Raw genomic sequence first — 24,008 nt, forward strand, 5'->3', positions numbered from 1 at the left:
GCGGGCTGTCGTCACGCGCAGAGCGTGAGTTCGAAGGCCGCGTCTTCCTGCACGGGCTGCAGCTTGCCGTCGGCGTCCTGCCGCATGAGCCTCACGGAAACGATGAGCCGGTTGCCGCTGATCTCCGGCACCATGTTCCAGGCGGGATCGATCCGCAGCCGCAGCAGCTGGAAGGTGCGCCCCTGGGGCAGGGCCTGCTGGAACTGTCCGTGGTCGGCCGCCACCTTCTGGGGCATGCCCGAATCGCGCAGCAGCTTCAGCAGCACGTACAGCGATTCGGCCAGCGGCGCGAGATGGTTCGCCCAGCCCTCGAGGTCGTGCTGCCGCTTTTCGGGCGCATGGTGCTGCCAGGCGTAATAGGCGGGCAGATCGAAGCCGCAGGTGCCCCCGGGAATGCCCACGCGGCTGCGGATGCTCATCAGCCATTCGTTCTCGGTCAGGGGCTGGCCTGCCTTGCCGGTCTGCGCGTTCAGTGTCGAGAAGCAGTGGTCGATCTGGGCGATGACGCCGTCGAGCACCGCCTCCGAGATCGAGGGATTGCCCCGGTAGCCGTCGAGCTGGTGGCGCTGCTTTTCCAGGTCCTTGAGTACGTCGGACTTCAGGTCGGCGCGGGCCGCCACGTCCATGATCTCGAACAGGGTCACGAGCGCGAAATGGTGGTCCAGCGGGTGCGGCCTGGGAATCAGCTCGCCCAGGCGCCGGAAGAGCTGTTCCAGCCGCAGGTAGGTTCTGAGGCGTTCGTTGAAGGGGTATTCGTAAAGAATCACGCTGCAGGGTTCCTGGGGGCGCACGGCTGGCGCCGCCAGCATCGCGCATCCCATATCGCCCGCATCATAGCCCGAAGCCATCGGCGATTCGCCGGACCTCCGTCCGCAGGGTATCCAAAGGTATTCGGTCGTTGTGGAGCACCATGTCCGCGACGGCGCGGCGTGCGGCCCGCGGCGCCTGCGAGGCGATGATGGCCTGCACGGTGTCCGGGGCCAGCCCGCTGCGGGCCTGCACGCGCGCCACCTGGGTCGCCTCGGAGCAGTCCACCACCAGGATGCGGTCGAGCTGGGGAGGCCATCTATCCGACTCCGCCAGCAGGGGAATGTCGAACACCACCACCCTGGCGCCATCGGCCGCGGCCCGCTCCGCCTCCGCATGGATGGCCTGGGCCACCAGCGGATGGACGATCGCCTCCAGCCTCTGCCGCGCCCCGGCATCCCGGAAGGCCAGCTCCCGCATGCGGGCCCGGTCCATGGCGCCATCGGCATCGATCATGCCGTCGCCGAAGGCACTGCGGATCGCGGGAATGGCGAGGCCGCCGGCCGCCGTCGCCGAGCGGGCGATCCGGTCCGCATCCACCAGCGCGGCCCCGAACTCCTGCAGCCACTGGCCGACGGTCGTCTTGCCGCTGCCGATGCCGCCCGTCAGGCCCAGCCGCAGCGGGGCAGGGCGGGGCGCCGCATCCGTCACAGGCCCAGCGCTCCCAGGATGCCGTTCAATATGCGGTCGGGCCCGAACAGCATGGCGGCGAGCCCGGCGCCGGCGAGGAACGGGCCGAAGGGGATGTAGTTGCCCTCGCGCAGGCCCCGGGTGAACTTCATGCCGATGCCGACCAGCGCCCCGATGACCGACGCCATCAGGATGATGGGCACCAGGGCCTGCCAGCCGAACCAGGCGCCGAGGGCCGCGAACAGCTTGAAATCGCCATAGCCCATGCCCTCCTTGCCCGTGGCCAGCTTGAACGCCCAATACACCGCCCAGAGCGACAGGTAGCCGGCAGCCGCGCCCGCCACCGAGGCGAAGAGCGGCACGGAAGTCCACTGGAAGGCCGAGCCGAGCAGCCCGCCCCACAGCAGCGGCAGCGTGATGTCGTCCGGCAGCAGGGTGGTGTCCCAGTCGATGCAGGCCAGCGTGACCAGCGCGGCGGAGAAGGCGCACCAGGCCGCCGCCGTCGGCGTCGCGCCCCAGTGCCGGGCGCAGAACCAGAACAGCAGCCCGGTCGCGAGCTCGACGGCCGGATAGCGCGGGCTGATGCGGGTCTTGCAGGCCGAGCATTTGCCGCCCAGCCAGAGGTAGCTCAGCACCGGAATGTTCTCGTGCCACCGCACCGCGTGGCCGCAGGCCGGGCACCGCGAGCGCGGCGTCACCAGGTTGAAGGGCTCCGCCTCCGGCTTCGCCACGGGGGTCGTGGTCGTGGTGGAACCCGGTTGCGAGCGCAGGTAGTCCTCGCACTCGGCGGCCCAGTCGGCCTCCATCATGCGCGGAAGGCGGTGGATGACGACGTTGAGAAAACTGCCGATCAGCAGGCCGACGAGGCCGAACACCGCGGCCTGCAGCCAGGGCTCGAACCCCATCAGACCACCTGTCCCAGCTTGAAGATGGGCAGGTACATCGACACCACGATGCCGCCGATGATGGTGCCCAGGAACACGATGATGATCGGCTCCATGAGGCTCGACAGCCCCGCGACCATTTCATCGACCTCCTCCTCGTAGAAGTCGGCCGCCTTGCCCAGCATGTGGTCGATCGAGCCCGACTCCTCGCCGATGGCGCACATCTGGATCACCATGGACGGGAACACGTTCGCGTTGCCCATCGCGGCCGTCAGGCTGGTGCCGGTGGAGACTTCCTGCTGGATCCTTTCGGTCGCCATCGCATAGACCGAGTTGCCCGAGGCCCCTCCCACCGAGTCCAGCGCCTCGACCAGCGGAACGCCCGCCGCGAACATCGTGGAGAGGGTGCGGGTCCAGCGCGCCACGCAGGACTTGTCGATCAGGGCGCCGAAGACCGGCACGCGCAGCAGCAGCCGGTCCATGAACATCTGCATCTTCTCGTTGCGCCGCCATGCCTGCATGAAGAAGTATGCGCCGCCGCCCAGCACGCCGAAGATCAGCCACCACCATTGGACGAAGATCTCGCTGACGCCCATCACGAACAGGGTGGGCGCCGGCAGGTCGGCACCGAACGAGGTGAACACCTCCTTGAACGCGGGGATCACGAAGATCATGATGACGGTGACCACGACGAAGGCCACGATGATCACGGCCGTCGGATACATCAGCGCCGAGCGGATCTTCGACTTGATGGCCTCGGTCTTCTCCATGTAGAGCGCGAGCCGGTCGAGCAGTGCTTCCAGGATACCCGCCGCCTCCCCGGCTTCCACCAGGTTGCAGTACAGGCTGTCGAAGTACATCGGGTACTTGCGGAATGCCGCGTTCAGCGAAGTACCGGTTTCCACGTCGGCGCGGATGTCGTTGAGCAGCTTGGTGACCGAGGCGTTGGTGTTGCCCCGGCCCACGATGTCGAAGGCCTGCAGCAGGGGGACCCCGGCCTTCATCATCGTGGCCATCTGCCGCGTGAAGAGCGCGATGTCCTTGGGCTTGATCTTCTTGCCGCTGCGCATCCGGCGCTTCTTGATCTTGGTGGGCAGCACCCCCTGCCGCCGCAGCGTCGCCTGGACCTGGTTCTCGCCCAGGGCCCGGACCTCGCCGCGCACGACCTTGCCGTGGCGGTCCTTGCCTTCCCACTCGAAAACGAAATCCTTGATGTCCCTCGATGCAGCGGTTGCCATGCGGGCCCCTTGAAGATGGATTGCAGCGTTGTTATTCGTTGGTCACGGCGAGCACCTCTTCGAGCGAGGTCAGGCCCATCCGTGCCTTGTGGAGTCCGGATTCGCGCAGCGACCGCACGCCTTCGGCCTTCGCCTGCTCCGCGATCTCCAGCGCGCTGCCGTCGCGCAGGATGATGCGCTGGATCTCTTCCGAGACCGGCATCACCTGGTAGATGCCGACGCGGCCCTTGTAGCCGTTGTTGCATGCAGAGCAGCCCACAGGGCGGTAGGTCACCCAGGAGCCGTCGATGTCCTCTTCCCTGTAGCCCGCCTCGAGCAGCGTCTCGTGGGGGATGTCCGCAGGCGCCTTGCAGGCGGGGCACAGCCGGCGGGCCAGGCGCTGCGCCGTGATCAGGATCACGCTCGACGCGATGTTGAAGGGCGCGATGCCCATGTTCCGCATCCGCGTCAGCGTGGTGGGCGCGTCGTTGGTATGCAGCGTGGAGAGCACGAGGTGGCCCGTCTGGGCCGCCTTGATCGAGATGTCCGCGGTTTCCAGGTCGCGGATTTCCCCCACCATGATGATGTCGGGATCCTGGCGCAGGAACGACTTCAGCGCCGTGGCGAAGGTCAGGCCGGCTTTCTCGTTCACGTTGACCTGGTTGACGCCGGGCAGGTTGATTTCGGACGGGTCTTCCGCCGTCGCGATGTTCACCCCCGGCTTGTTCAGCAGGTTCAGGCAGGTGTAGAGCGACACCGTCTTGCCCGAGCCCGTCGGTCCCGTCACCAGGATCATGCCGTAGGGCCGGCCGATGGCATGGAGCAGGCGTTCCTTCTCCTCGGGCTCGTAGCCGAGCGCGTCGATGCCCAGCTTGGCGCTGCTGGGGTCGAGGATACGGATCACGATCTTCTCGCCGAACAGCGTGGGCAGCGTGCTCACGCGGAAGTCGATCACCCGGTCCGGCCCCACCTTGAGCTTCATGCGCCCGTCCTGGGGAACGCGCTTTTCCGAGATGTCCAGGCGGGAGATCACCTTGATGCGCGAGGCCAGCTTCTCCTTGATCGCGATGGGCGGCGACGCGATCTCGCGCAGCTCGCCGTCGATCCGGAAGCGCACCCGGTACTGGTGCTCGTACGGCTCGAAGTGCAGATCGGACGCGCGCATGTTGAACGCGTCCAGCAGCATCTTGTGCAGGAACTTGACGATGGGGGCGTCTTCGACCTCCGTCGCGGCCGTGTCCTGGGCTTCGGTACTTTCCTGCGCCGGCAGGTCGTCGAACTCGAAATCGCCCCCGGAGACCATGCTTTCCATGGTCTCGGTCGTGGACTTGGTGGTCGCATCCACCAGCCGCACCAGCTTGTCGTACTCGGCGATGATCCAGTCCACGCCCATCTGGGTGGTGAACTTGATCTTCTCCGCCGCCTCCTGGTCGGTCGGGTCCGCCGTCGCGACGATGAGCCGGTTGTTGCGCTTGCTCAGCACGATGACGCGGTACGCCTGGCAGATCTTCGGATCCAGCACGTCGCGCGGCAGGCGCAGCGGATCGATGGCCTCGATGTCGAGCAGGGGGGCACCGAACACCGACGACACGGTATGCGCCAGATTGATCGGGGACACCGAGCCTGAGCCGGTCAGCTCGGCGATGAAACTGCTGCGGTTGGCCTGGGACTTCCTGTAGATGTCCTCCGCCACCTTCTGGGTGAGCTGCCCGGCCGAAATCAGCGCCCGCCCCAGGCCGGGCAAAGCGATACTGGAAGCGTCCTTGAGGGCGGAATCGGCGTCAGCCATGTAACCAGAAGAGTCGAAAGGTTGGAAAGTAACCCATCCTATCATTGCAGTTGCAACGCTTGGTGCATGGCATGCCCGGCAATTGACGCCGCTTGCGGCATGTTTCGCGACCATTGCGCCCGGCTTCCTGGAGAAAGTGGCGGCAATGTCCGTTTCGCGCTTTTTTTCGGCCGTTGCCACTGCACCCGTGGGAGTGTCGTGCTTTCGCGTCAGTGGCCCGTCCGGAGTTCGCCTGCCCGGCCTGCCAGGGTCCGCCATGCCGCGTTCAGGGTGAGGCCCGATTGCCCCGGCGGCGAATGCGCCTGAGGTCAGGGCTCCCCGGCTGGCCGGGTTTCGTGGCGGTCAGGGCCCACGGGCGTGCCGGCCTGTTCTGCCAGCCAGGCCGCGAATGTCTCCTGGGCTGAGAAGGGCGGACTGTTGCGTTTCCAGCAGATGAAGTAGCCCCGGCCGCATGACACGGGGATGTCGAACGGCATCACGAGTTCGCCTGTCGACAACTCCCGCTCGACCAGGCACCCGGGCACCACCGCGATCCCCATCCCTGCCTTCGCTGCGATGATCAGATGCATCGTGAGATCGAACCCCGGCCCCAGCCGAGGCTGGCACGGCGCCCCCGCCTTCGCGAACCACCGTTCCCAGTTATCCGGGAAGTTGGTGTGGTGCAGCAGCGTCGCCACCTGGAGGTCCGCCGGCTCGCGGTACTTCTTGCCCAGATGGGGCGCGCAGACGGGTATGAACTCCCGGCCCAGCAGGTAATGGGTGCGGATGTGGTCGGGCCACCGACGGCGAGGGCGCTTTACCTCGACCCACAGGTCAACATCGTCGCGCGTGAAATCCTCGTCGTGCTTGAACTGGCGCAACTCGATGTCTATGTCCTGGTGGACCTCCTTGAAGAGAGGCAGCCGGGGCATGAGCCACTGGATGCTCAAGGTGGGAATGATGCTCAGCCGGACCCGCCGCGGTTGGGCCAGGCGCCCGATCGTTTCCGCGGCGGACTCCAGTGCGAGTACATGCCGCTCCGTGAGATTGCGCAGTTGCAAGCCCCCGGCAGTCAGCTTGACGCCCGTGGCGGAGCGCTCGAAGAGCCGGACTCCGGCCAGGTGCTCTTCCAGCCGCAGGACTGCGCGGCTTACCGCCGCCGGAGTCACGCAAAGCTCATCCGCGGCCCGACGAAAGCTGGTGTGCCGGCACACCGCCAGGAAAGCGTGCAGCTCAACCAGGGACGGAGAACGGATCTTCATGGCGGGCGATTACATCATGTCAACACCCGTGATGAATTTGTCGTTTGTCCCATGCGTCCTGCCTCCGTAATCTCGCGGCTTCTTCACCGAGGAACGAGCATGCACATCAGGAGACGAGATTTCGTGGGATCGGCCCTGGCAGCGGGGCTGGCGCCGCTGTCCTTCGCGACTACCCAGCCTGCATATCCCGGCAAACCCATTACGCTCGTGGTGCCGTTCACGCCCGGGGGCTCGGTGGACAACTCCGGCCGCCTGATGGCGGACCGGCTGAGCCGCGAACTCGGCGTGGCCGTGGTGGTTGACAACAAGGGCGGCGCAGGCGGCGCGATGGGTTCCGTTTACGTCGCGAAAGCCAAGCCGGATGGATACACGCTGATCGTGACCTCCCAGAGCACGCACGTGGTCAACCCCGCCGTCAACGCCAACCTGCCGTACGACGCGGTGAAGGACTTCGCACCCATCACGCTGATCGACCGGCTTGCGAATGTGCTGCTGGTGAATTCCGACTTGCCGGTGCGCTCGTTTGCCGAACTGGTCGCGTACGCGCAAGCCAACCCGGGCAAGCTGAATTACGCCAGCGCGGGAACGGGTTCGGTGTCGCACCTGAGCATGGAGCTCTTGAAGAACCAGGCCAAGATGCCGATGACCCATATCCCGTACCGCGGGGCGGGGGTCGCCGTCACCGATCTGATCGCCGGCCAGGTGCAGCTGACGTGGAACAACCTCTCTTCCAACCTGGCGAACGTCAGGAACGGCAAGCTGCGAGCCCTGGCCGTGGCCTCTCCGCAGCGCGTGCCCCAGCTTCCCGGGGTGCCGACGTTCGCGGAACTGAACCTGCCGGATCTGAACCTGACCTCGTGGACAGGCCTGGCCGCGCCAGCCGGAACGCCGGACGCCATCATCCAGAAGCTGTACCAGGCAACGCGAAAGGTGCTGCAGGATCCCGCCACACGAGCGGTGTGGGAGGACAAGGGCATGATGGTGCCCGAGGACGTGAAGCCACAGGCCTACCGGGCGGAGATCGTCGAGCGCATCAGGTTTTACCAGCGCATCGCCAAGGCAAACAACATCGTGCTGGAATGATCGATTCCGTGGATCGCCCCGGCTCGTACACGCGCATTGACCAGCTGCTGCCCTATGAGCAGGAACTGGTGGCGGTGCGCCGGCACCTGCACCAGAACCCCGAACTGGCCTTTGGAGAGCATGCGACGTCCGACTTCATTGCCGGCAAGCTGGCCGAATGGGGATACGACGTCACCCGCGGGATCGGCGGCACCGGCGTGGTGGGCCGCCTGCGCCATGGCGAAGGCTCGAAGACCCTGGGCATCCGGGCGGACATGGACGCGTTGCCGATCCAGGAAGCCACCGGCGTCCCGTACGCCAGCTGCGCCCCCGGTTTGATGCATGCGTGCGGCCACGACGGTCACATGGCCATGTTGCTCGGCGCGGCGAAATATCTGGCCCGGCACCGCAATTTTTCCGGCACGCTGCACCTGATCTTCCAGCCGGCCGAGGAGCGTGGCTTCGACAGTGGCGGCAAGGCGATGGTCGCGGACGGCCTGTTCGAGCTGTTTCCCTGCGATGCGGTCTTCGCGTTGCACAACCATCCGGGCCTGCCCCAGGGGCGCTTCCTCATGCGCAGCGGTCCGTTCATGGCCGCGGGCGACCGGGTGTTCGTCAAGGTGTCGGGCATCGGCGGGCACGCCGCCAGGCCCCATCTCGCCATCGATCCCCTGGTCGCAGCGTCCGCCATCGTCATGAGCCTGCAGACGGTCGTGGCCCGCAACGTCGATCCTTCGGAGCCGGCCGTGGTCACCGTGGGGCGCCTTCGTGCAGGTGACGCGCTGAACGTCATCCCCGCCGACGCGGAAATCGGCATCAGCGTGAGATCCTTTTCTCCCGAGGTGCGCGCGCTGCTCAAGGAGCGCATCACCGCTCTCGTGGCTGGGGTCGCGCAGGCGCACGGTTGCAGCGCCGATATCGATTACGTGGAGGGTTACCCGGTCGTCGTGAACGATGCTGCCGCGGTGGATCTCGCCCGGCAGGTGGCCGTCGACCTGGTCGGGCCTGGCGCCGTGGACGCCGGATTTCCTCCGCTCATGGGAAGTGAAGACTTCGCCTACATGCTGCAGCGCTGCCCAGGAGCGCTGGTGCGCATCGGCAACGGGCCTGCGGACGGTGGGCGTGGCCTCCACAATCCCCGGTACGACTTCAATGACCTCAACCTGCCCTATGGGGCAGCCTTCTGGTGCCAGCTCGCGGAGCGCTTCCTTCGGTGACGCGGGCGTCCGGGGCCGGCTGACGGGAGAGATGCCTGCAGCGAGCAGGCCGGGCTGGTCGCCTCGGTTTCAGTCGTTCCGACGGAACAGCGCCATCCGGAAACGACAAAGCCGCGTTGCCGCGGCTTGTGCATATCCTTGATCTGCAAGGAAAATCTGGTCGGGGTGAGAGGATTCGAACCTCCGGCCTCTACGTCCCGAACGTAGCGCTCTACCAGGCTAAGCTACACCCCGTGTTGGAAGACCTGCTGCGCCTGTTCAAACGCGCCTGTCTAATAGCTGAGACGCCAATTGTAGCAAACCTTCGGTGTACTTATTGGAAGGAAGTGCGGATAGTGCGCGAATGGCTTCCTGCGCCTGGGCGGCGGCGGCCGCGCGCGTGGCCTCCAGGGCGCCGGTGGCCTTCACGATCGCCAGGATGGCGGGCAGCTCGTCGAGCGATCCCTGCTGGATGGCCGTCTCGATCAGCTGCCGCTGGGCCGCGTCGCCGCGCTGCATCGCGATGATCAGGGGCAGGGTGACCTTGCCCTCGCGCAGGTCGTCGCCGAGGTTCTTGCCCATTTCGGCGCTGTTGCCGTCGTAGTCCAGCACGTCGTCGATCACCTGGAAGGCCGTGCCCAGTGCCTTGCCGTATTCGGCGCAGGCCTCTTCGATGGCTGCGGGGGCGCGGGCCAGCACGGCCGCGAGGCGGGCGCTGGCCTCGAACAGCTTGGCGGTCTTGGAGCGGATGACTTCCAGGTAGCCCTGTTCGTCGAGCGTCGCGTCATGGGTGTTCATGAGCTGCTGGACTTCGCCCTCCGCGATGATGTTGGTCGCTTCCGACAGGATCTGCATGACGCGCATGTCGTCCGCGTCCACCATCATCTGGAAGGCCCGCGAGTGCAGGAAGTCGCCGACCAGCACGCTCGCGGGGTTGCCGAAATTCTCGTTCGCGGTGGGGCGTCCGCGCCGCATCGTGGATTCGTCCACCACGTCGTCGTGCAGCAGCGTGGCGGTGTGGATGAATTCGATCACCGCCGCCAGGTTGAACCGCTGGGCCTCCTGGTAGCCCAGCGCACCGGACATCAGGAGCAGCAGCGCCGGGCGCAGCCGCTTTCCGCCGGCGGAGATGATGTAGCGGGCAATCTCGCCGATGAGGGGGACGGAAGACTGCAGTCGGAGGCCGATGACCTTGTCCACCTCATGCATGTCGTCTGCAATCAGTGCAAGGATGGCCGAGGTATGGGGCTGGGCGGGCAAGGCGAGGGCGGTCTGCGAGGTGAAGGGCTCATTATAGGAACGGCCATGCAGCACCCGGAGCAAGCGGCCGGCGCCTGCGGTGCGGCTGCCTGTCGCCCCTCTATACAGCAACGGGTGTCTCGTGCTATAGTGCGTGGTTCCGTAAAAACGTTTTTGCGGAATCATCACTTCTCAAGAGGTTTACATGTACGCGGTCATAAAAACCGGCGGCAAGCAGTATCGCGTTGCTTCCGGCGAAAAAATCAAAGTAGAACAGATTGCTGCGGACGTAGGCCAGGAAATCGTGATCGACCAGGTTCTGGCTGTCGGCAACGGCGCTGAACTCAAGGTCGGTACGCCCCTGGTGTCCGGTGCAACGGTCACGGCCACGGTCGTGGCCCACGGCAAGCACGACAAGGTCCGCATCTTCAAGATGCGCCGTCGCAAGCACTACCAGAAACGCCAAGGCCATCGCCAGCAGTTCACCGAACTGCAAATCGGCGCGATCGCCGCTTAAGGAGCAGACACCATGGCACAGAAAAAAGGCGGCGGCTCTACGCGAAACGGGCGCGATTCCAAGCCCAAGATGCTCGGCGTGAAGGCATTCGGCGGTGAGCTGATCAGCGCCGGCTCCATCATCGTGCGCCAGCGCGGCACCAAGTTCCACCCCGGCACGAACGTCGGCGTGGGCAAGGACCACACGCTGTTCGCCCTGGTGGACGGCCACGTGTCGTTCGGCACCAAGGGTGCGATGTCCAAGCACACGGTCAGCGTGACGCCCGCCTGAGCGGTTCCGTCCTGACCAAGCAGTGAAGCCCCGACCTGTCGGGGCTTCGTCGTTTTTAGCGCCGGGGCGCAATCCCCGTTTTTGTAAACTCTCTTCATGAAGTTCGTCGACGAAGCCTTTATTGACGTGGCCGCAGGGGATGGCGGCAACGGCTGTGTATCGTTCCGGCACGAGAAGTACAAGGAATTCGGTGGACCCAACGGAGGGGATGGCGGGCGCGGCGGGCACGTGTTCGCCGTGGCCGACCCGAGCCTGAACACGCTCGTGGATTACCGCTATTCCCGCCGGCACGAGGCCAAGCGCGGCGAACACGGCATGGGTTCCGACATGTTCGGCGCGGCGGGGGACGACATCACCCTCAAGATGCCGGTGGGCACCATCATCTCCGACGCGGACACCGGCGAGGTGCTGTTCGAGCTGCTCAAGCCCGGCGAGACCATCACCATCGCCAAGGGCGGCGACGGCGGTTTCGGCAACATGCGCTTCAAGAGCGCGATCAACCGGGCCCCGCGCCAGAAGACGCCCGGCTGGCCGGGCGAGCGCCGCAACCTCAAGCTCGAGCTCAAGGTGCTGGCCGACGTGGGACTGTTGGGCATGCCCAACGCCGGCAAGTCCACCTTCATCGCCGCCGTTTCCAACGCGCGGCCCAAGATCGCCGACTATCCCTTCACCACGCTGCACCCCAACCTGGGCGTGGTGCGGGTTGGCCCTGAGCAGAGCTTCGTGGTCGCGGACATTCCGGGGCTGATCGAAGGCGCCTCGGAAGGCGCCGGGCTGGGACACCAGTTCCTGCGCCACCTGCAGCGCACCCGGTTGCTGCTGCACGTGGTGGATCTGGCGCCGTTCGACGAGAGCGTGGACCCGGTCGCGCAGGCCACCGCGATCGTCGGCGAACTGCGCAAGTACGACGCCGAGCTCTACGAGAAGCCGCGGTGGCTGGTGCTCAACAAGCTCGACATGGTGCCGGGCGACGAGCGGGCTGCGCGCGTCAAGGATTTCGTGAAGCGCTTCCGCTGGAAGGGTCCGGTGTTCGAGATTTCGGCGCTCACCCGCGAGGGCTGCGAGCCCTTGATCCAGGCGATCTATCAGCACGTGCGCGCCCAGCAGCAGGCCGAGCAGGTGCAGGAAGTGGTCGATCCGCGCTTCGCGGACGACGCGGCTTCGGATTGACGGGCAGGGCCGCCATCCCCGGTGGGTGGCGGCGTGGGGCCGCTGCGGCGGCCGGCGCTATGAAAGAAGACGGGGATACATGGTTTCGAGCATATTGCGAGATGCGCGCCGCATCGTGATCAAGGTGGGCTCCAGCCTGGTGACGAACGAGGGCCGGGGGCTGGACGAGACGGCCATCACCGAATGGAGCCGGCAGATGGCCGCGCTGGTGAACGGATCCGGCGGGCCGCGGCGCGAGGTCATCATGGTGTCCAGCGGCGCGATCGCCGAGGGCATGAAGCGCCTGGGCTGGTCCGCGCGCCCGAGCGAGATCCACGAATTGCAGGCGGCAGCTGCCGTGGGCCAGATGGGGCTCGCGCAGATGTACGAGACCAAGCTGCGCGAACAGGGCCTGGGCAGTGCCCAGGTGCTGCTGACCCATGCGGACCTCGCGGACCGCGAGCGCTACCTGAACGCGCGCTCCACGCTCCTCACGCTGCTGCGGCTCGGCGTGGTGCCCGTCATCAACGAGAACGACACGGTGGTCACCGACGAGATCAAGTTCGGCGACAACGACACCCTTGGCGCGCTGGTTGCGAACCTCGTGGAAGCCGATGCGCTGGTCATCCTGACGGACCAGAAGGGCCTCTACACGGCGGACCCGCGGCGCGATCCTCATGCGCAGTTCGTGCACGAGGCGGCGGCCGGCGATCCTTCCCTGGAGGCGATGGCGGGCGGCGTGGGCACCAGCATCGGACGCGGGGGCATGATCACCAAGATCATCGCGGCCAGGCGTGCGGCCGGCTCGGGGGCTTCCACGGTGATCGCCTGGGGGCGCGAGCCGGACGTGCTGCTGCGGCTCACGCAGGGCGAGGCCATCGGCACCCTGCTGGTGGCGCAGACCGCCAAGAAGCAGGCCCGCAAGCAGTGGATGGCGGACCACCTCCAGCTGCGCGGCGCCGTGACGGTGGATGTCGGCGCGGCGGCCAAGCTGCGGCAGGAAGGAAAGAGCCTCCTGCCGATCGGCATGGTTGCGGTGGAGGGCGAGTTCTCCCGGGGCGACGTGATCGCCGTGCGCGACGCGGCGGGAGCGGAAATCGCCCGCGGGCTCGCGAACTACGCCAGCGCCGAGGCGCGGCTGCTGTGCCGCCGGCCGTCTTCGGAATTCGAGCGGCTGCTGGGCTACAGCGCCGAACCGGAAATGGTGCACCGTGACAACCTCGTGCTGTCCGGCGGCTGAGCCGGCAGCATCGCAAAAAAAGGGCGCTCCAGGGAGCGCCTTTTTTTTGCGTGGTCGTTTCAGCCGGCCGGTTTGTGGATGCCGGGCATGCCCGGGTCGCCGTCCCCCGTCCGGGGATCGGGATCGAAGCTGGCGCCTGGCGGCAGCTCCATGCCCGGGTGGACCAGCAGGGACGTGGTCCGCAGCTGCGTCGTGGTGCCGAGCGAGACCTCCGGGGCGCCTTCGCGCTGGCGCATGCCGCTGCGCAGGTACCGGTTGCGCTGGTCGTTGCGCGGCAGGAAGCGCGCCAGTTCGGTCAGGGCCATTTCATAGACGCCGCGCTTGAACTCCACGACGACGTCCAGCGGAACCCAGTAGTCGTTCCAGCGCCAGGCATCGAACTCGGGGTGGTTGGTCGCCCGGAGGTTCAGATCCCAGTCGTGGCCGACCAGCTGGAGCAGGAACCAGATCTGCTTCTGGCCCTTGTAATGGCCGCGTGCATCACGGCGGATGTACCGGTCTGGCACCTCGTAGCGCAACCAGTCCCTTGTGCGGGCCACCACGCGGACGTGGCACGGCTGCAGCCCCACCTCCTCGTGCAGTTCGCGGAACATGGCCTGCTCGGGGGTCTCCCCCCGATCGATGCCACCCTGCGGGAACTGCCAGCTGTGGGTGCGGATCCGCTTGCCCCAGAACACCTGGTTCCTCTGGTTGAGCAGGATGATGCCGACGTTGGGCCGAAAACCGTCCCGGTCGAGCATAATCTAACCCCAATTTTTAAAACTGTATCCATTATGCACGGGCATGGGTGCGCGGCAAGCGTACCGGCCCGGATGGTGAATTCCCTCGTGCAATGAAAGCTTCCCAATTTTTCGTTTCCACCCTCAAGGAAGCCCCGGCCGACGCCGAGGTGGTGAGCCACAAGCTCATGACGCGCGCCGGACTCATCAAGAAGCTGGGCGCCGGCATCTACAACTACATGCCCATGGGCCTGCGCGTGATCCGGAAGGTGGAAGCCATCGTGCGCGAGGAAATGAACCGCGCCGGTGCCGTCGAGGTCACGATGCCGGTGGTGCAGCCGGCGGAGTACTGGCAGGAAACGGGCCGTTTCGACAAGATGGGCCCCGAGCTGCTGCGCATCCGGGACCGCCACGGCCGCGATTTCGTCGTGCAGCCGACCAGCGAGGAAGTGGTCACTGACATCGCGCGCCAGGAACTGCGCAGCTACAAGCAGCTTCCCAAGAACCTCTACCAGATCCAGACCAAGTTCCGCGACGAGCGCCGTCCGCGCTTCGGGCTGATGCGCGGCCGCGAATTCATCATGAAGGACGCCTATTCCTTCGACCGCGACCAGGCCGCCGCCAAGGCCAGCTACCAGGTAATGGCGCAGGCCTACCGGCGCATCTTCGACCGCTTTGGCCTGACCTACCGCGCGGTGGCCGCCGACAGCGGCGCGATCGGTGGCGACCTGAGCGAGGAATTCCAGGTGATCGCCGCCACGGGCGAGGATGCGATCGTCTATTGCCCGCAGAGCGACTACGCGGCGAACATGGAAAAGGCCGAGGCGCTGCCGCCGCAGGGCCCGCGCCCCGCGGCTTCGCAGGCGCTCGCCAGGACCGCCACGCCCGGCAAGAGCACCTGCGCCGACGTCGCGCAACTGCTCGGCGTGCCGCTGCAGGCGACCGTGAAATCGCTGGTGCTCGCGACCGATGAAACGAACGAGTCCGGCGAGATCGTCCGCAGCCAGGTCTGGCTGCTGCTGCTGCGCGGCGACCATGACATGAACGAGATCAAGGTCGGCAAGGTGCCAGGCCTGGATGCGGGCTTCCGCTTCGCCACCGTGGGCGAGATCGAAGACCATTTCGGCTGCAGGCCGGGCTACCTGGGCCCGCTGAACCTGCGCCAGCCCGTCAGGCTCGTGGTGGACCGCGAGGTGGCGGTGATGGCCGACTGGATCTGCGGCGCCAACGAGGTGGATTTCCACATGACCGGCGTGAACTGGGGCCGCGACCTGCCCGAGCCGGACGTGGTGGCAGACCTGCGCAACGTCGTGGCCGGCGATCCGTCGCCGGACGGCAAGGGAACGCTGGCGATCGAGCGCGGCATCGAAGTGGGCCACGTGTTCTACCTGGGCACCAAGTACAGCCGCGCCATGAACGCGACCTTCCTCGGCGAGGATGGCAAGCCGGCCTTTTTCGAGATGGGCTGCTACGGCATCGGCATCACGCGGCTGCCCGCGGCGGCCATCGAGCAGAACCACGACGAGCGTGGCATCATCTGGCCCGATGCGATCGCGCCCTTCACGGTCGTGGTGTGCCCGATCGGCATGGACCGCAGCGACGAGGTGCGCGCTGCGGCCGAGAAGCTGCATGCCGACCTGCTCACGGCCGGCGTGGACGTGATCCTGGACGACCGCGGCGAGCGCCCGGGCGCGATGTTCGCCGACTGGGAACTCATCGGCGTGCCGCACCGCGTGGTGCTGTCCGACCGCGGCCTCAAGGAGGGCCAGGTCGAGTACCAGCACCGCCGGGATGCGGCGGCGACCAAGGTGGCGTCGGCCGATATCTTTGCCTTCATCAAGGATCGAATCAAGGTATGAACTGGGGTGGTGGGGTGAGGGGCGGGACGCCCGGCAGGGGCCTGTCCCGGCGTGCGTGCGTGCTGGCCGGCGCGTCTTCAGGATTGGCCGGGTGGCTCGGCGTGCCTGCGACCGCCCATGCGGGCGGGCAGCTGGAAGAGCCGCTGGCGGATTCGGTGCGCACCGCGCTCACGTCCGCGATCGCCAACCAGGCGCCGCCCGAGCCGAACTTCTCGACCACGGAAGCCCGCCTGCACTACCTGCGCTGGCTCGGCACCATGAGCGACCGCCTGCGGCGCCGCAAGCCGGACTGGGAAGTGCGCCGCGACTTCCTGCAGACCGTGTGGTACGAATCCAAGCGCGCGGGCCTCGACGTTTCGCTCGTGCTCGGTCTGGTGCAGGTGGAGAGTGCGTTCCGCAAGTACGCCGTCTCCAGCGTGGGCGCGCGCGGCTACATGCAGGTGATGCCGTTCTGGACGCGCGTCATCGGCGACGGCGATGCGAGCAAGCTGTTCCACATGCAGACCAACCTGCGCTTCGGCTGCGTGATCCTGCGCCACTACCTGGACCGCGAGCGCGGCGACCTGTTCATGACGCTCGGGCGCTACAACGGCAGCCGCGGGCGTTCGCCGTACCCGGACGCGGTGTTCGCGGCGCAGCGCAACTGGCTGTTCGAGGACCGCGTCCGGTCCGCCTGAGCAGGCCGATGCGCCGCGTTCAGCCGCCCGGGGCCGGTGCCGGCCCGGGCCCGGCGGGATGGGCGCCGCCTTCCTGCAGGCGCGACACCATGATCTGGTCGATGCGGTAGCTGTCCACGTCGAGCACCTCGAACTTGTAGCCGCCCCAGTTCACGCTGTCCGTGCGGCGGGGCACGCGGCGCAGCATGACCATGAGGAAGCCCGCCAGGGTTTCGTATTCGCCGGCATGGGGCAGTTCGTCGAGGTGCAGGGCCCGCAGCACGTCGCCCACGGGCGTGACGCCGTCGATCAGCCAGGAGTTCTCGTCGCGCCGGACGATCTGCTCCTCGTCGTCGGGGCCGATCAGGTCGCCCATCACCGTGCTCATCACGTCGTTCAGGGTGACGACGCCCACGACGAGGCTGTACTCGTTGACGATGACGGCGAAATCCTCGTGCACCTGGCGGAACTGGTCCAGCACCTCGGCCAGCGAAAGGCGGTCGGGCACGATGAGTACCTTGCGCACGAGGCCTTCGTCCTTCAGGGAGATGGGCTGGTTGTTCAGCACGCGCTGGAAAAGGTCCTTGGCATCGACGTAGCCGACGACGTGGTCGATATCTCCCTCGCACACGGGGTAGGTGGAGAAGGGCTCCGCGGCGATGCGGGCGCGGATGAGCTGGTCCGGATCGTCGCGCAGGAAGAAGGCGATCCGGTCGCGCGGCGACATGGCGCTGCTCACCGGGCGGGAGTCGAGTTCGAACACGTTCTCGATCACCTGCTGCTCGCGCGCCGCCAGCACGCCGGCCCGGGTACCGGCCTCCATCATGGCCAGGATGTCGTCGGACGTGATGCGGTCGTCGCGCAGTGACGACAGGCCGAGCACACGGAACAGCAGGTCGGCGGCGCGGCTGTAAAGCCAGACGACGGGCCGCAGCACCGCCATGAGAATCGCCATGGGCCGCGCGACGACCACGGCGAGGCGCTCGGAGTTGACCATGCCCAGGCGCTTGGGGAACAGGTCGGCGAACAGGATGAAGAGCGAGGTGATGGTCAGAAACGATGCCAGGAAGCCGAAGGTTTCGGCACGCGCGTCGCTGAGCCAGAACTGGAGCAGGGCGGTGAATTGGGGGCTGAGCGCGCCTTCGCCGACGATGCCGCCGAGGATGGCCACGGCGTTCTGGCCCACCTGCACCACGGTGAAATAGTCGCCTGGCTGCTCCTGCATGCGCATGACGCTCTCGGCGCGCGCTTCGCCCTCGTCGGCGAGCTGGCGCAGGCGCAGGCGGCGGGAGGCAGCCAGGGAGATCTCCGCGACGGAGAAGAAGGCGCTGGCCACGATGAGGAGGCCGATGAGGAAGAAGCTTTGCGACAGGGTCATGGGACGGGCGGGCGCCGCCATGGAGTTGTCGTGTGGAGGGCCGTGCGCCAGCGTCCCGAGTGTACGCGGGCCGTGCGGGCGCGGCCGTGCGGAACAGTCCAGCCGGCTTGCGCGGCGGATCAGCGGGGCACGCGGCGCGCGGCGCCCCTTCCGCCCCGCCCGTGCGCCGCGCAGGAGCGGCCGGCTACTGGACGAAACCCATGCGCGGCTTGCCGGATGCGCCGCGCGGCAGGTCCGACACCTCGACGGTGGAGCGGTGCTGCAGCCGCGCGTTGCCGAAGCCCGTCATCAGCGCCCGGCGCATCTCGCGCGGCGGCATCTGCGCCAGGATGTCCAGCACGTCGGCCGGGGGTTCGGGGTCGATCAGCCGGCCCCAGTCATGGCCTTCGCGGATGCCCTGGTAGAGGTTGCGCGCGATGGCGCGGGCCTGCTCGGGCGAGGGCGCCTGGACCTCGAACACGTTCATGCGGTTGAGGATGGGGTCGGGGATGCCGCGCTCGTCGTTGGCGGTGGTGATCCAGATCACCTGGCTGGCGTCGATGGCGATTTCCGCGAACTCGTCGGTGAAGCTCTGGGCCGTGTCGTGTTCCAGCAGGCCGTAGAGGGCGCCCAGGGGGTCGTACTGCGCATCGGGGGCGGCCTTGTCGATCTCGTCCACCACGATGACGGGGTTGGCGTATTCGCCGTCCACCAGGGCCTCGAAGACCTTGCCGGGGCGCGCGCCCTTCCATTGCGAGGATGAGCCCGAAAGCAGCCATCCGGCCGTCATCGAGCTCATGGGCACGAGGTTCATGCCGGTGCCCAGCAATTCGGCCAGCTGGCGCGCGAAGTGGGTCTTGCCGATGCCGGGAGGGCCCAGCAGCAGCATGGGCGTGACCTCCAGGCCATCGCGGCTGTCCTGCGCGAGGGCGACGTGGCGCTTCACGTCGTCGAGCACATCGGTGAAATTGGGAAGCTGCCCGTAGAGCCCGGCCATGTCGGGCACGCCCGAGGGCTTGACCTGGAAACGTTCGGGCCCGCGTTCGAGCATGCGCTCGTACACGGCGCGCAGCGTTTCGTACTCACGCTGGCTGCCGGCGTCCTGGAGCCGGGCGAGCTTGCGCTCCACGTCGCCGGGCCGGAACACGTTGCGCAATTGGGCCACCGGCAGGCCCATCGAAGGCGATTGCGGGACAAGGCTGTGTGTCGTCGTCATGGCGCGCTCCTGGTTCGTTGGAGTGAAAGGGCACGCAACCATTCAAGCACACAACATGCCGGGCTCCAAAGATGGAAAAACCCCGTCAACCGGTAGCAGTTGTCCGACAGCCACGCCCACGGGGCCGCGCCCGTCCGCGGGCATGAAAAAGCCGCCCGGAGGCGGCTGGAGGCGAGGCAGCCGAAGACAGCCTGCCGTGCGTCGCTCAGGCCTGTGTCTGGCCGCCGAGCACCTGCTGCAGTTCTCCGGATTCGTACATCTCCATCATGATGTCGGAGCCGCCGATGAATTCGCCCTTCACGTACAGCTGCGGGATGGTGGGCCAGTTGCTGTATTCCTTGATGCCCTGGCGGATCTCCTGGTCTTCCAGCACGTTCACCGTGGCCACGGCCTTGGGGTCCACGCCGCAGGCCTTGAGGATCTGGATGGCGCGGCCCGAGAAGCCGCACATCGGGAAGCTGGCGCTGCCCTTCATGAACAGCAGGATGTCGTTGGACTTGACGAGGGCGTCGATGCGTTGCTGGGTGTTGTCGCTCATGGGTTGCTCCTGTAAGGGGCCGCGGTCGGGCGGCCATGGGGGGATTATTTCACTGCGGCCCCGAAGAGGGAGGCATGCACCATGTGGAGGCATGCGCCGGGGTTTCCAGGGGTGCGGCCGCGGCAGGCGCGCCAGGCATGCGTCCGCCGGTGCAGCGCGCATGGCCGGCGAGGTCGGCGCGGCTCTGCACCTCGGCATAGCCCGCGTTGCGCAGCAGCGCCTGCACGGCCTGTGCCTGGTTCCAGCCATGCTCCAGCAGCAGCCATCCGCCCGGGGCAAGGCGACTGGAGGACTGCACCACGATGGTGCGGATGTCGTCCAGCCCGTCCGGCCCGCTCGCCAGGGCCTGCCGCGGCTCGTGCACCAGCGCCGCCAGGTGCGGGTCGTCTTCTTCGATGTAGGGGGGGTTGGACACGATGGCGTCGAAGGGGCCGGAGATGCCGTCCAGCCAGTTCGTGCGGACGAAGTCCACGGAAAGGTGCAGCCGCCGCGCGTTGGCCCGCGCGACCGCGAGCGCGTCCGCGCTGGCATCCACGGCCAGCACCACCTGCGCGCCGGGCAGACCGTGCCGCAGGGCCAGGGCGATGGCGCCGCTGCCCGTGCCCAGGTCCGCCACGCGCGGCAAGGGCAGGGGCCGCAGGACCTCCAGCGCCCAGTCCACCAGCGTTTCGGTGTCGGGGCGCGGATCCAGCACGCGCGCATCCACCTGCAGCGGCAGGCCGTAGAACTCCTTGCGACCCGTGAGGTAGGCCACGGGCTCGCCGGCCTGCCGGCGCGCGCACAGGGCATCGAAACCCTGCTGCTCCTCGGCGGAGAGCCGGTCCTCGTCATGGGCGAGCAGCCAGGCACGGCCTGCATCCGGCCGGCCCAGCGTGTGCAGCAGCAGCAGTTGCGCATCGATGCGCGCGAGGCCGATTGCCTGTGCGTGCGCGAGGGCCTGGGCGACCGTGGTGGGAGCCGGCGGGGGAGCGGAGGCGTCGTTCATGGCGCGGTGGACTTCAGGCCGCCGATTCCAGCTCGGCCAGCAGTTCGGCCTCGCGCGCGTGGCGCAGGGCTTCCAGCACTTCGCCCAGGTCGCCTTCCATGATGGCGAGCAGCTTGTAGAGCGTGAGGTTGATGCGGTGGTCGGTGAGCCGGCCCTGCGGGAAGTTGTAGGTGCGGATGCGGTCGGAGCGGTCGCCCGAACCCACGAGGCCCTTGCGCAGCGCGGCCTCCTTGGCGGCACGCTCGCTGCGTTCCTTTTCCTGGATGCGCGCCTGCAGCACCTGCAGCGCCTTGGCCTTGTTGCTGTGCTGGCTGCGGCCGTCCTGGCACTCGGCCACGATGCCGGTGGGCAGGTGGACCACGCGCACGGCGGAGTCGGTCTTGTTGATGTGCTGGCCGCCCGCGCCGCTGGCCCGGAAGGTGTCGATGCGCAGGTCGGCCGGGTTCAGCGTGATCGCCTGCTGCTCATCGGGCTCGGGCATCACGGCCACGGTGCAGGCGCTGGTATGGATGCGGCCCTGGGTCTCGGTGGCGGGCACGCGCTGCACGCGGTGGCCGCCGGATTCGAAGCGCAGCGCGCCATAGACGCCGTCGCCTTCCACGCGCAGCACCACTTCCTTGTAGCCGCCGATCTCGTTGTCGCTGGCGCTCAGGATCTCCACCTTCCAGCCGGCCGTGGCCGCGTAGCGCGTGTACATGCGGGCCAGGTCGCCCGCGAACAGCGCGGATTCGTCGCCACCGGTGCCGGCGCGGATTTCCAGGAAGGCATTGCGCGCCTCGTCGGGGTCGCGGGGCAGCAGCAGGCGCTGCAGTTCATCCTCCAGCTGCACCAGTTCGGCCTCGGCGGCGGCGATCTCTTCCCGGGCCATGTCGGCCATGTCCGGGTCGTCCAGCATCTCGCGCGCGCCGGCGAGGTCGGCCTCGCGCTGGCGGTAGCGTGTATAGCGGCCCGCGACCTGCGTCACCTCGGCGTGCTCGCGCGAGATGGTGCGGTACTGGGCCATGTCGGACATGATGTCCTCGCGCGAGAGCAGGAAGTCGAGCTCTTCGAGGCGCTGGGCATAGCGCTCCAGCTGGCTTCTGAGGAAGGGTTTCATTGTCGGGAGAGGGAGAAGGGTGGCTGCGGCGGTGGTTCGCAGCCTGGGCATCCGTGCGCGGATGCGGGAGGCCGGAGAGGGCAGAAGAGGCCTGGCGGCAGGGCGGCGGGCGCCGCTACAGGCCGCTCCTGGACTGCGAGCGCAGGAACAGGCGGGAGACGGTCTGGGCCGTCTGGGCGCGCGTGTCGGCATCGCCCGCGCGCAGCTCGGCCAGGGTGCCGTGCAGCATCTTCTGCGTGAGGCCGCGCGAGAGCGCTTCCAGCACGGCATCCATGTCCTCGCCCCTGGCGATGAGCTTCTTGGCGCGTGCGATCTCCAGCGCGCGCCATTCGTCGGCCTGGGCGTGGATCTGCTGGATGAGCGGCACCACGCCGCCCACGGGGCTGCGCTGGTCCATCCAGTGCATGAAGCTCTGCACGCCCGCATCGATGATGGCCTCGGCCTGCGCGACAGCCGCCTGCCGGCTGGCCTGCGCGGTCTGCACGACGCTGGCGAGGTCGTCCACGGTGTAGAGGTAGATGTCTTCCAGCGCCTTCACCTCGGGCTCGATGTCGCGCGGCACGGCCAGATCGACCATGAACATGGGGCGGTGGCGGCGTTTCTTCAGCGCGCGCTCGACAGCGCCCAGGCCGATGATGGGCAGGCTGCTGGCCGTGCAGCTGACCACGGCGTCGAACTCGTGCAGGCGGTCGGGCAGGTCGGCCAGCCGCATGACCTCGCCGCCGAAGCGGGAGGCGAGCTTCTCGCCACGCTCCAGCGTGCGGTTGGCGATGGCGAGGCTCTTGGGGTTCTTCGCCGCGAAGTGGGTGGCGGCGAGCTCGATCATCTCGCCCGCGCCCACGAAGAGGATGCGGATCTCCGTCAGGTCTTCGAACAGCTGCCCGGCCAGGCGCACGGCGGCGGCGGCCATGCTGATGCTGTGGGCGCCGATCTCGGTGCTGGTGCGCACTTCCTTGGCGACGGCGAAGCTGCGCTGGAAGAGCTGGTTGAGCGTGGTGCCGAGCGCGCCGGCCGTCTCTGCCGCGCGCACGGCATCCTTCATCTGGCCGAGGATCTGGGCCTCGCCCAGCACCATCGAATCGAGCCCGCTGGCCACGCGGAACGCATGGCGCGCGACGAGGCTTTCTTCGAGCGTATAGGAGTGCGAGCGCAGCAGCGAGGGGCTCACGCCGCCGCTGTGGGCGAGCCAGTCGAGCGTGTGGTCCAGTGCCGGCTGCTGGCCGGCGCAGTAGATCTCGGTGCGGTTGCAGGTGGAGAGGATGGCGGTTTCCACCTGCGGATGGCGCGTGGCGCCGCCCAGCGACTGGCGCAGGCCCTGCAGCGTGGGCGCGATCTGGTCGATGGCGAACGCAAAACGGCCGCGCAGATCGAGCGGCGCGGTCGTGTGGTTGATGCCGAGGGCCCAGACTGCCATACCCCGGATTATAAAATTTCCATCCCGCCCGTGTGCTCCCCGCAGCACAAGGGTCTTGATCTGCGTCATGCCTTTGCGCTATGGACCCGACTGCCGCCGCACTCCACCTGCTGAATTTCATCGCGCCCGCCTTCGGCGTGGCGCTGTTGCTGGCCTGCATGGCCGCGCTCTTCTTTCGGGGGGCGCCCCGCAGCGTCGGGTTCCTGGGGCAGGTGGCTGTGAACTTCGCGGTGGGCCTCGGGGTGTGTGCCGCCGGGCTGGTGCTGACGGGGCGGGACGGGAAGATGCTGACCTATGCTGCTTTGGTGGCCGTGTGCGGCACGGTGCAGTGGGTGCTGATGCGCGGCTGGCGATAGGCCGTCCGGCCCGCGAGGTGCATGAGAGGTTTATCTTCTGTCAGCGCCCACGCGCTTGCCTGCATTTTCAACGAATGGAAAAACCCGGGGGAAATCGCGTTCCTGCCATAGCGCATGCTCCCAATATTCATGGGCAATTCGTTGCACAAGAATTTCCCGTTGATTCTCATTCATCAGATGCAATTGTTCGATGGGGATGGCTGCGGCGCGCGCCATCGAGATGATCTGCCTGCAGCCCCCCCCGCGTCAGAATAGTTGTCGCCTCGATAGGACTCCGGTGTTCGGAGTTCATGAAGGTAGTAGGAGGCTGTGTAGTTGTGGTCGAAGGTCTGCGTGGTGGGCAACGCGAAGCGTTGTCCACGGCAAGCGGGCCGGTGCGCGCAGCGCATCGTCCACAAATGCACAGCCTTGCAGGTGCCTTCAGGCGCCGGCCCGCTGCCGTGTGTTTCACCCCGGGGGCGAAGAGCGAGAAGCCAGTTGGCACGATACGGACAAGCATTCAAAGACAGAGCGGTGGGCAGGTTGCTGCCACCGCACAGCGCCACGCCCGACGAGCTGGCGCGTGAGATCG

At 67.3% G+C, this 24,008-nt stretch carries 24 protein-coding genes and 1 tRNA gene; 9 read left to right on the forward strand and 16 right to left on the reverse strand.

Translation table 11 applies throughout. The annotated features are described in order from the left end of the window. Window positions 1-11 precede the first annotated feature (11 nt). The 6 genes from zapD to BLR99_RS17895 all read right to left on the reverse strand — a co-directional run bounded on the left by zapD (window position 12) and on the right by BLR99_RS17895 (window position 6,568). A complete protein-coding gene (gene zapD / locus BLR99_RS17870) occupies window positions 12-767 on the reverse strand; it encodes a cell division protein ZapD (protein ID WP_041828126.1) in 756 nt (251 codons plus the stop codon). A gap of 64 nt (window positions 768-831) precedes the next feature. After that, the gene (gene coaE, locus BLR99_RS17875; protein ID WP_011796725.1) at window positions 832-1,458 is read right to left on the reverse strand and encodes a dephospho-CoA kinase; all 627 of its coding nucleotides are present in this window, start codon (window positions 1,456-1,458) and stop codon (window positions 832-834) included. Beyond that, window positions 1,455-2,342, reverse strand: coding sequence for a prepilin peptidase (locus BLR99_RS17880; protein ID WP_017438048.1), 888 nt, complete (start codon window positions 2,340-2,342; stop codon window positions 1,455-1,457). The genes coaE and BLR99_RS17880 overlap by 4 nt, the downstream gene beginning before the upstream one ends. After that, a complete protein-coding gene (locus BLR99_RS17885) occupies window positions 2,342-3,559 on the reverse strand; it encodes a type II secretion system F family protein (protein ID WP_017438049.1) in 1,218 nt (405 codons plus the stop codon). Before BLR99_RS17885 ends, BLR99_RS17880 begins: the two co-directional genes overlap by 1 nt. Before the next feature lie 31 nt (window positions 3,560-3,590). Next, on the reverse strand, window positions 3,591-5,327 hold the full coding sequence (gene pilB / locus BLR99_RS17890; protein WP_011796722.1) for a type IV-A pilus assembly ATPase PilB: 1,737 nt from the start codon (window positions 5,325-5,327) through the stop codon (window positions 3,591-3,593). Window positions 5,328-5,635: 308 nt separating this feature from the next. Continuing rightward, complete coding sequence (locus tag BLR99_RS17895; protein ID WP_017438050.1) at window positions 5,636-6,568, reverse strand: LysR substrate-binding domain-containing protein; 933 nt, start codon at window positions 6,566-6,568, stop codon at window positions 5,636-5,638. A gap of 99 nt (window positions 6,569-6,667) precedes the next feature. Between BLR99_RS17895 and BLR99_RS17900 the strand changes: the two genes are divergently transcribed. Then, a complete protein-coding gene (locus tag BLR99_RS17900; RefSeq protein WP_011796720.1) occupies window positions 6,668-7,651 on the forward strand; it encodes a Bug family tripartite tricarboxylate transporter substrate binding protein in 984 nt (327 codons plus the stop codon). Further along, the gene (locus tag BLR99_RS17905) at window positions 7,648-8,847 is read left to right on the forward strand and encodes a M20 aminoacylase family protein (protein WP_011796719.1); all 1,200 of its coding nucleotides are present in this window, start codon (window positions 7,648-7,650) and stop codon (window positions 8,845-8,847) included. Before BLR99_RS17900 ends, BLR99_RS17905 begins: the two co-directional genes overlap by 4 nt. A 157-nt stretch (window positions 8,848-9,004) precedes the next feature. On the opposite strand, the gene BLR99_RS17910 is transcribed toward BLR99_RS17905, so the two are convergent. Both BLR99_RS17910 and BLR99_RS17915 read right to left on the reverse strand, forming a co-directional pair. Further along, window positions 9,005-9,081: transfer RNA gene (locus BLR99_RS17910), tRNA-Pro, on the reverse strand. A 24-nt stretch (window positions 9,082-9,105) separates the two neighbouring features. Continuing rightward, window positions 9,106-10,035: a polyprenyl synthetase family protein gene (locus tag BLR99_RS17915; RefSeq protein WP_228193974.1), complete on the reverse strand. Its 930-nt coding sequence runs from the start codon at window positions 10,033-10,035 to the stop codon at window positions 9,106-9,108. A gap of 235 nt (window positions 10,036-10,270) precedes the next feature. On the opposite strand from BLR99_RS17915, the gene rplU reads away from it, so the two are divergent. From rplU to proB, 4 genes are all read left to right on the forward strand, one after another. After that, window positions 10,271-10,582 carry a 50S ribosomal protein L21 gene (rplU, locus tag BLR99_RS17920; RefSeq protein WP_011796717.1) on the forward strand — a complete coding sequence of 104 codons (312 nt, stop codon included), beginning with the start codon at window positions 10,271-10,273 and terminating at the stop codon, window positions 10,580-10,582. A gap of 12 nt (window positions 10,583-10,594) precedes the next feature. After that, window positions 10,595-10,852: a 50S ribosomal protein L27 gene (gene rpmA, locus BLR99_RS17925; RefSeq protein ID WP_011796716.1), complete on the forward strand. Its 258-nt coding sequence runs from the start codon at window positions 10,595-10,597 to the stop codon at window positions 10,850-10,852. Window positions 10,853-10,948: 96 nt separating this feature from the next. Continuing rightward, a complete protein-coding gene (gene cgtA, locus BLR99_RS17930) occupies window positions 10,949-12,022 on the forward strand; it encodes an Obg family GTPase CgtA (RefSeq protein ID WP_011796715.1) in 1,074 nt (357 codons plus the stop codon). A gap of 79 nt (window positions 12,023-12,101) precedes the next feature. Continuing rightward, window positions 12,102-13,241 (forward strand): glutamate 5-kinase, encoded by a 1,140-nt coding sequence (gene proB, locus BLR99_RS17935; RefSeq protein ID WP_011796714.1) that lies wholly within the window; start codon window positions 12,102-12,104, stop codon window positions 13,239-13,241. Between the two features lie 59 nt (window positions 13,242-13,300). Here proB and BLR99_RS17940 read toward each other — a convergent pair whose 3' ends face one another. Then, a complete protein-coding gene (locus tag BLR99_RS17940) occupies window positions 13,301-13,981 on the reverse strand; it encodes an RNA pyrophosphohydrolase (RefSeq protein ID WP_011796713.1) in 681 nt (226 codons plus the stop codon). Window positions 13,982-14,073: 92 nt separating this feature from the next. Between BLR99_RS17940 and BLR99_RS17945 the strand changes: the two genes are divergently transcribed. Next, window positions 14,074-15,819, forward strand: coding sequence for a proline--tRNA ligase (locus BLR99_RS17945; protein WP_011796712.1), 1,746 nt, complete (start codon window positions 14,074-14,076; stop codon window positions 15,817-15,819). Further along, the gene (locus tag BLR99_RS17950; protein ID WP_011796711.1) at window positions 15,816-16,496 is read left to right on the forward strand and encodes a lytic transglycosylase domain-containing protein; all 681 of its coding nucleotides are present in this window, start codon (window positions 15,816-15,818) and stop codon (window positions 16,494-16,496) included. The genes BLR99_RS17945 and BLR99_RS17950 overlap by 4 nt, the downstream gene beginning before the upstream one ends. Window positions 16,497-16,515: 19 nt before the next feature. Here the strand turns inward: BLR99_RS17950 and paeA are convergent, their stop codons facing one another. The 6 genes from paeA to hemA form a co-directional block, all read right to left on the reverse strand. Continuing rightward, complete coding sequence (paeA, locus tag BLR99_RS17955) at window positions 16,516-17,853, reverse strand: polyamine export protein PaeA (protein WP_017440010.1); 1,338 nt, start codon at window positions 17,851-17,853, stop codon at window positions 16,516-16,518. Between the two features lie 184 nt (window positions 17,854-18,037). Then, on the reverse strand, window positions 18,038-19,048 hold the full coding sequence (locus BLR99_RS17960) for an AAA family ATPase (RefSeq protein ID WP_011796709.1): 1,011 nt from the start codon (window positions 19,046-19,048) through the stop codon (window positions 18,038-18,040). Window positions 19,049-19,253: 205 nt separating this feature from the next. Continuing rightward, entirely contained in the window at window positions 19,254-19,586 is a 333-nt protein-coding gene (grxD, locus tag BLR99_RS17965) for a Grx4 family monothiol glutaredoxin (RefSeq protein WP_017439792.1), read from the reverse strand. A 49-nt stretch (window positions 19,587-19,635) separates the two neighbouring features. Continuing rightward, complete coding sequence (gene prmC, locus BLR99_RS17970; RefSeq protein WP_011796707.1) at window positions 19,636-20,571, reverse strand: peptide chain release factor N(5)-glutamine methyltransferase; 936 nt, start codon at window positions 20,569-20,571, stop codon at window positions 19,636-19,638. A gap of 13 nt (window positions 20,572-20,584) precedes the next feature. Then, the gene (gene prfA, locus BLR99_RS17975; RefSeq protein WP_011796706.1) at window positions 20,585-21,667 is read right to left on the reverse strand and encodes a peptide chain release factor 1; all 1,083 of its coding nucleotides are present in this window, start codon (window positions 21,665-21,667) and stop codon (window positions 20,585-20,587) included. A 115-nt stretch (window positions 21,668-21,782) separates the two neighbouring features. Further along, complete coding sequence (gene hemA / locus BLR99_RS17980; RefSeq protein ID WP_011796705.1) at window positions 21,783-23,081, reverse strand: glutamyl-tRNA reductase; 1,299 nt, start codon at window positions 23,079-23,081, stop codon at window positions 21,783-21,785. A gap of 80 nt (window positions 23,082-23,161) precedes the next feature. On the opposite strand from hemA, the gene BLR99_RS17985 reads away from it, so the two are divergent. Then, window positions 23,162-23,437 (forward strand): hypothetical protein, encoded by a 276-nt coding sequence (locus BLR99_RS17985; protein WP_017439047.1) that lies wholly within the window; start codon window positions 23,162-23,164, stop codon window positions 23,435-23,437. Between the two features lie 30 nt (window positions 23,438-23,467). Here the strand turns inward: BLR99_RS17985 and BLR99_RS17990 are convergent, their stop codons facing one another. Next, window positions 23,468-23,662 (reverse strand): isopentenyl transferase family protein, encoded by a 195-nt coding sequence (locus BLR99_RS17990; protein WP_228194022.1) that lies wholly within the window; start codon window positions 23,660-23,662, stop codon window positions 23,468-23,470. Window positions 23,663-24,008: the final 346 nt, after the last annotated feature.

Source organism: Paracidovorax citrulli (assembly GCF_900100305.1).
Lineage (GTDB): Bacteria > Pseudomonadota > Gammaproteobacteria > Burkholderiales > Burkholderiaceae_C > Paracidovorax > Paracidovorax citrulli.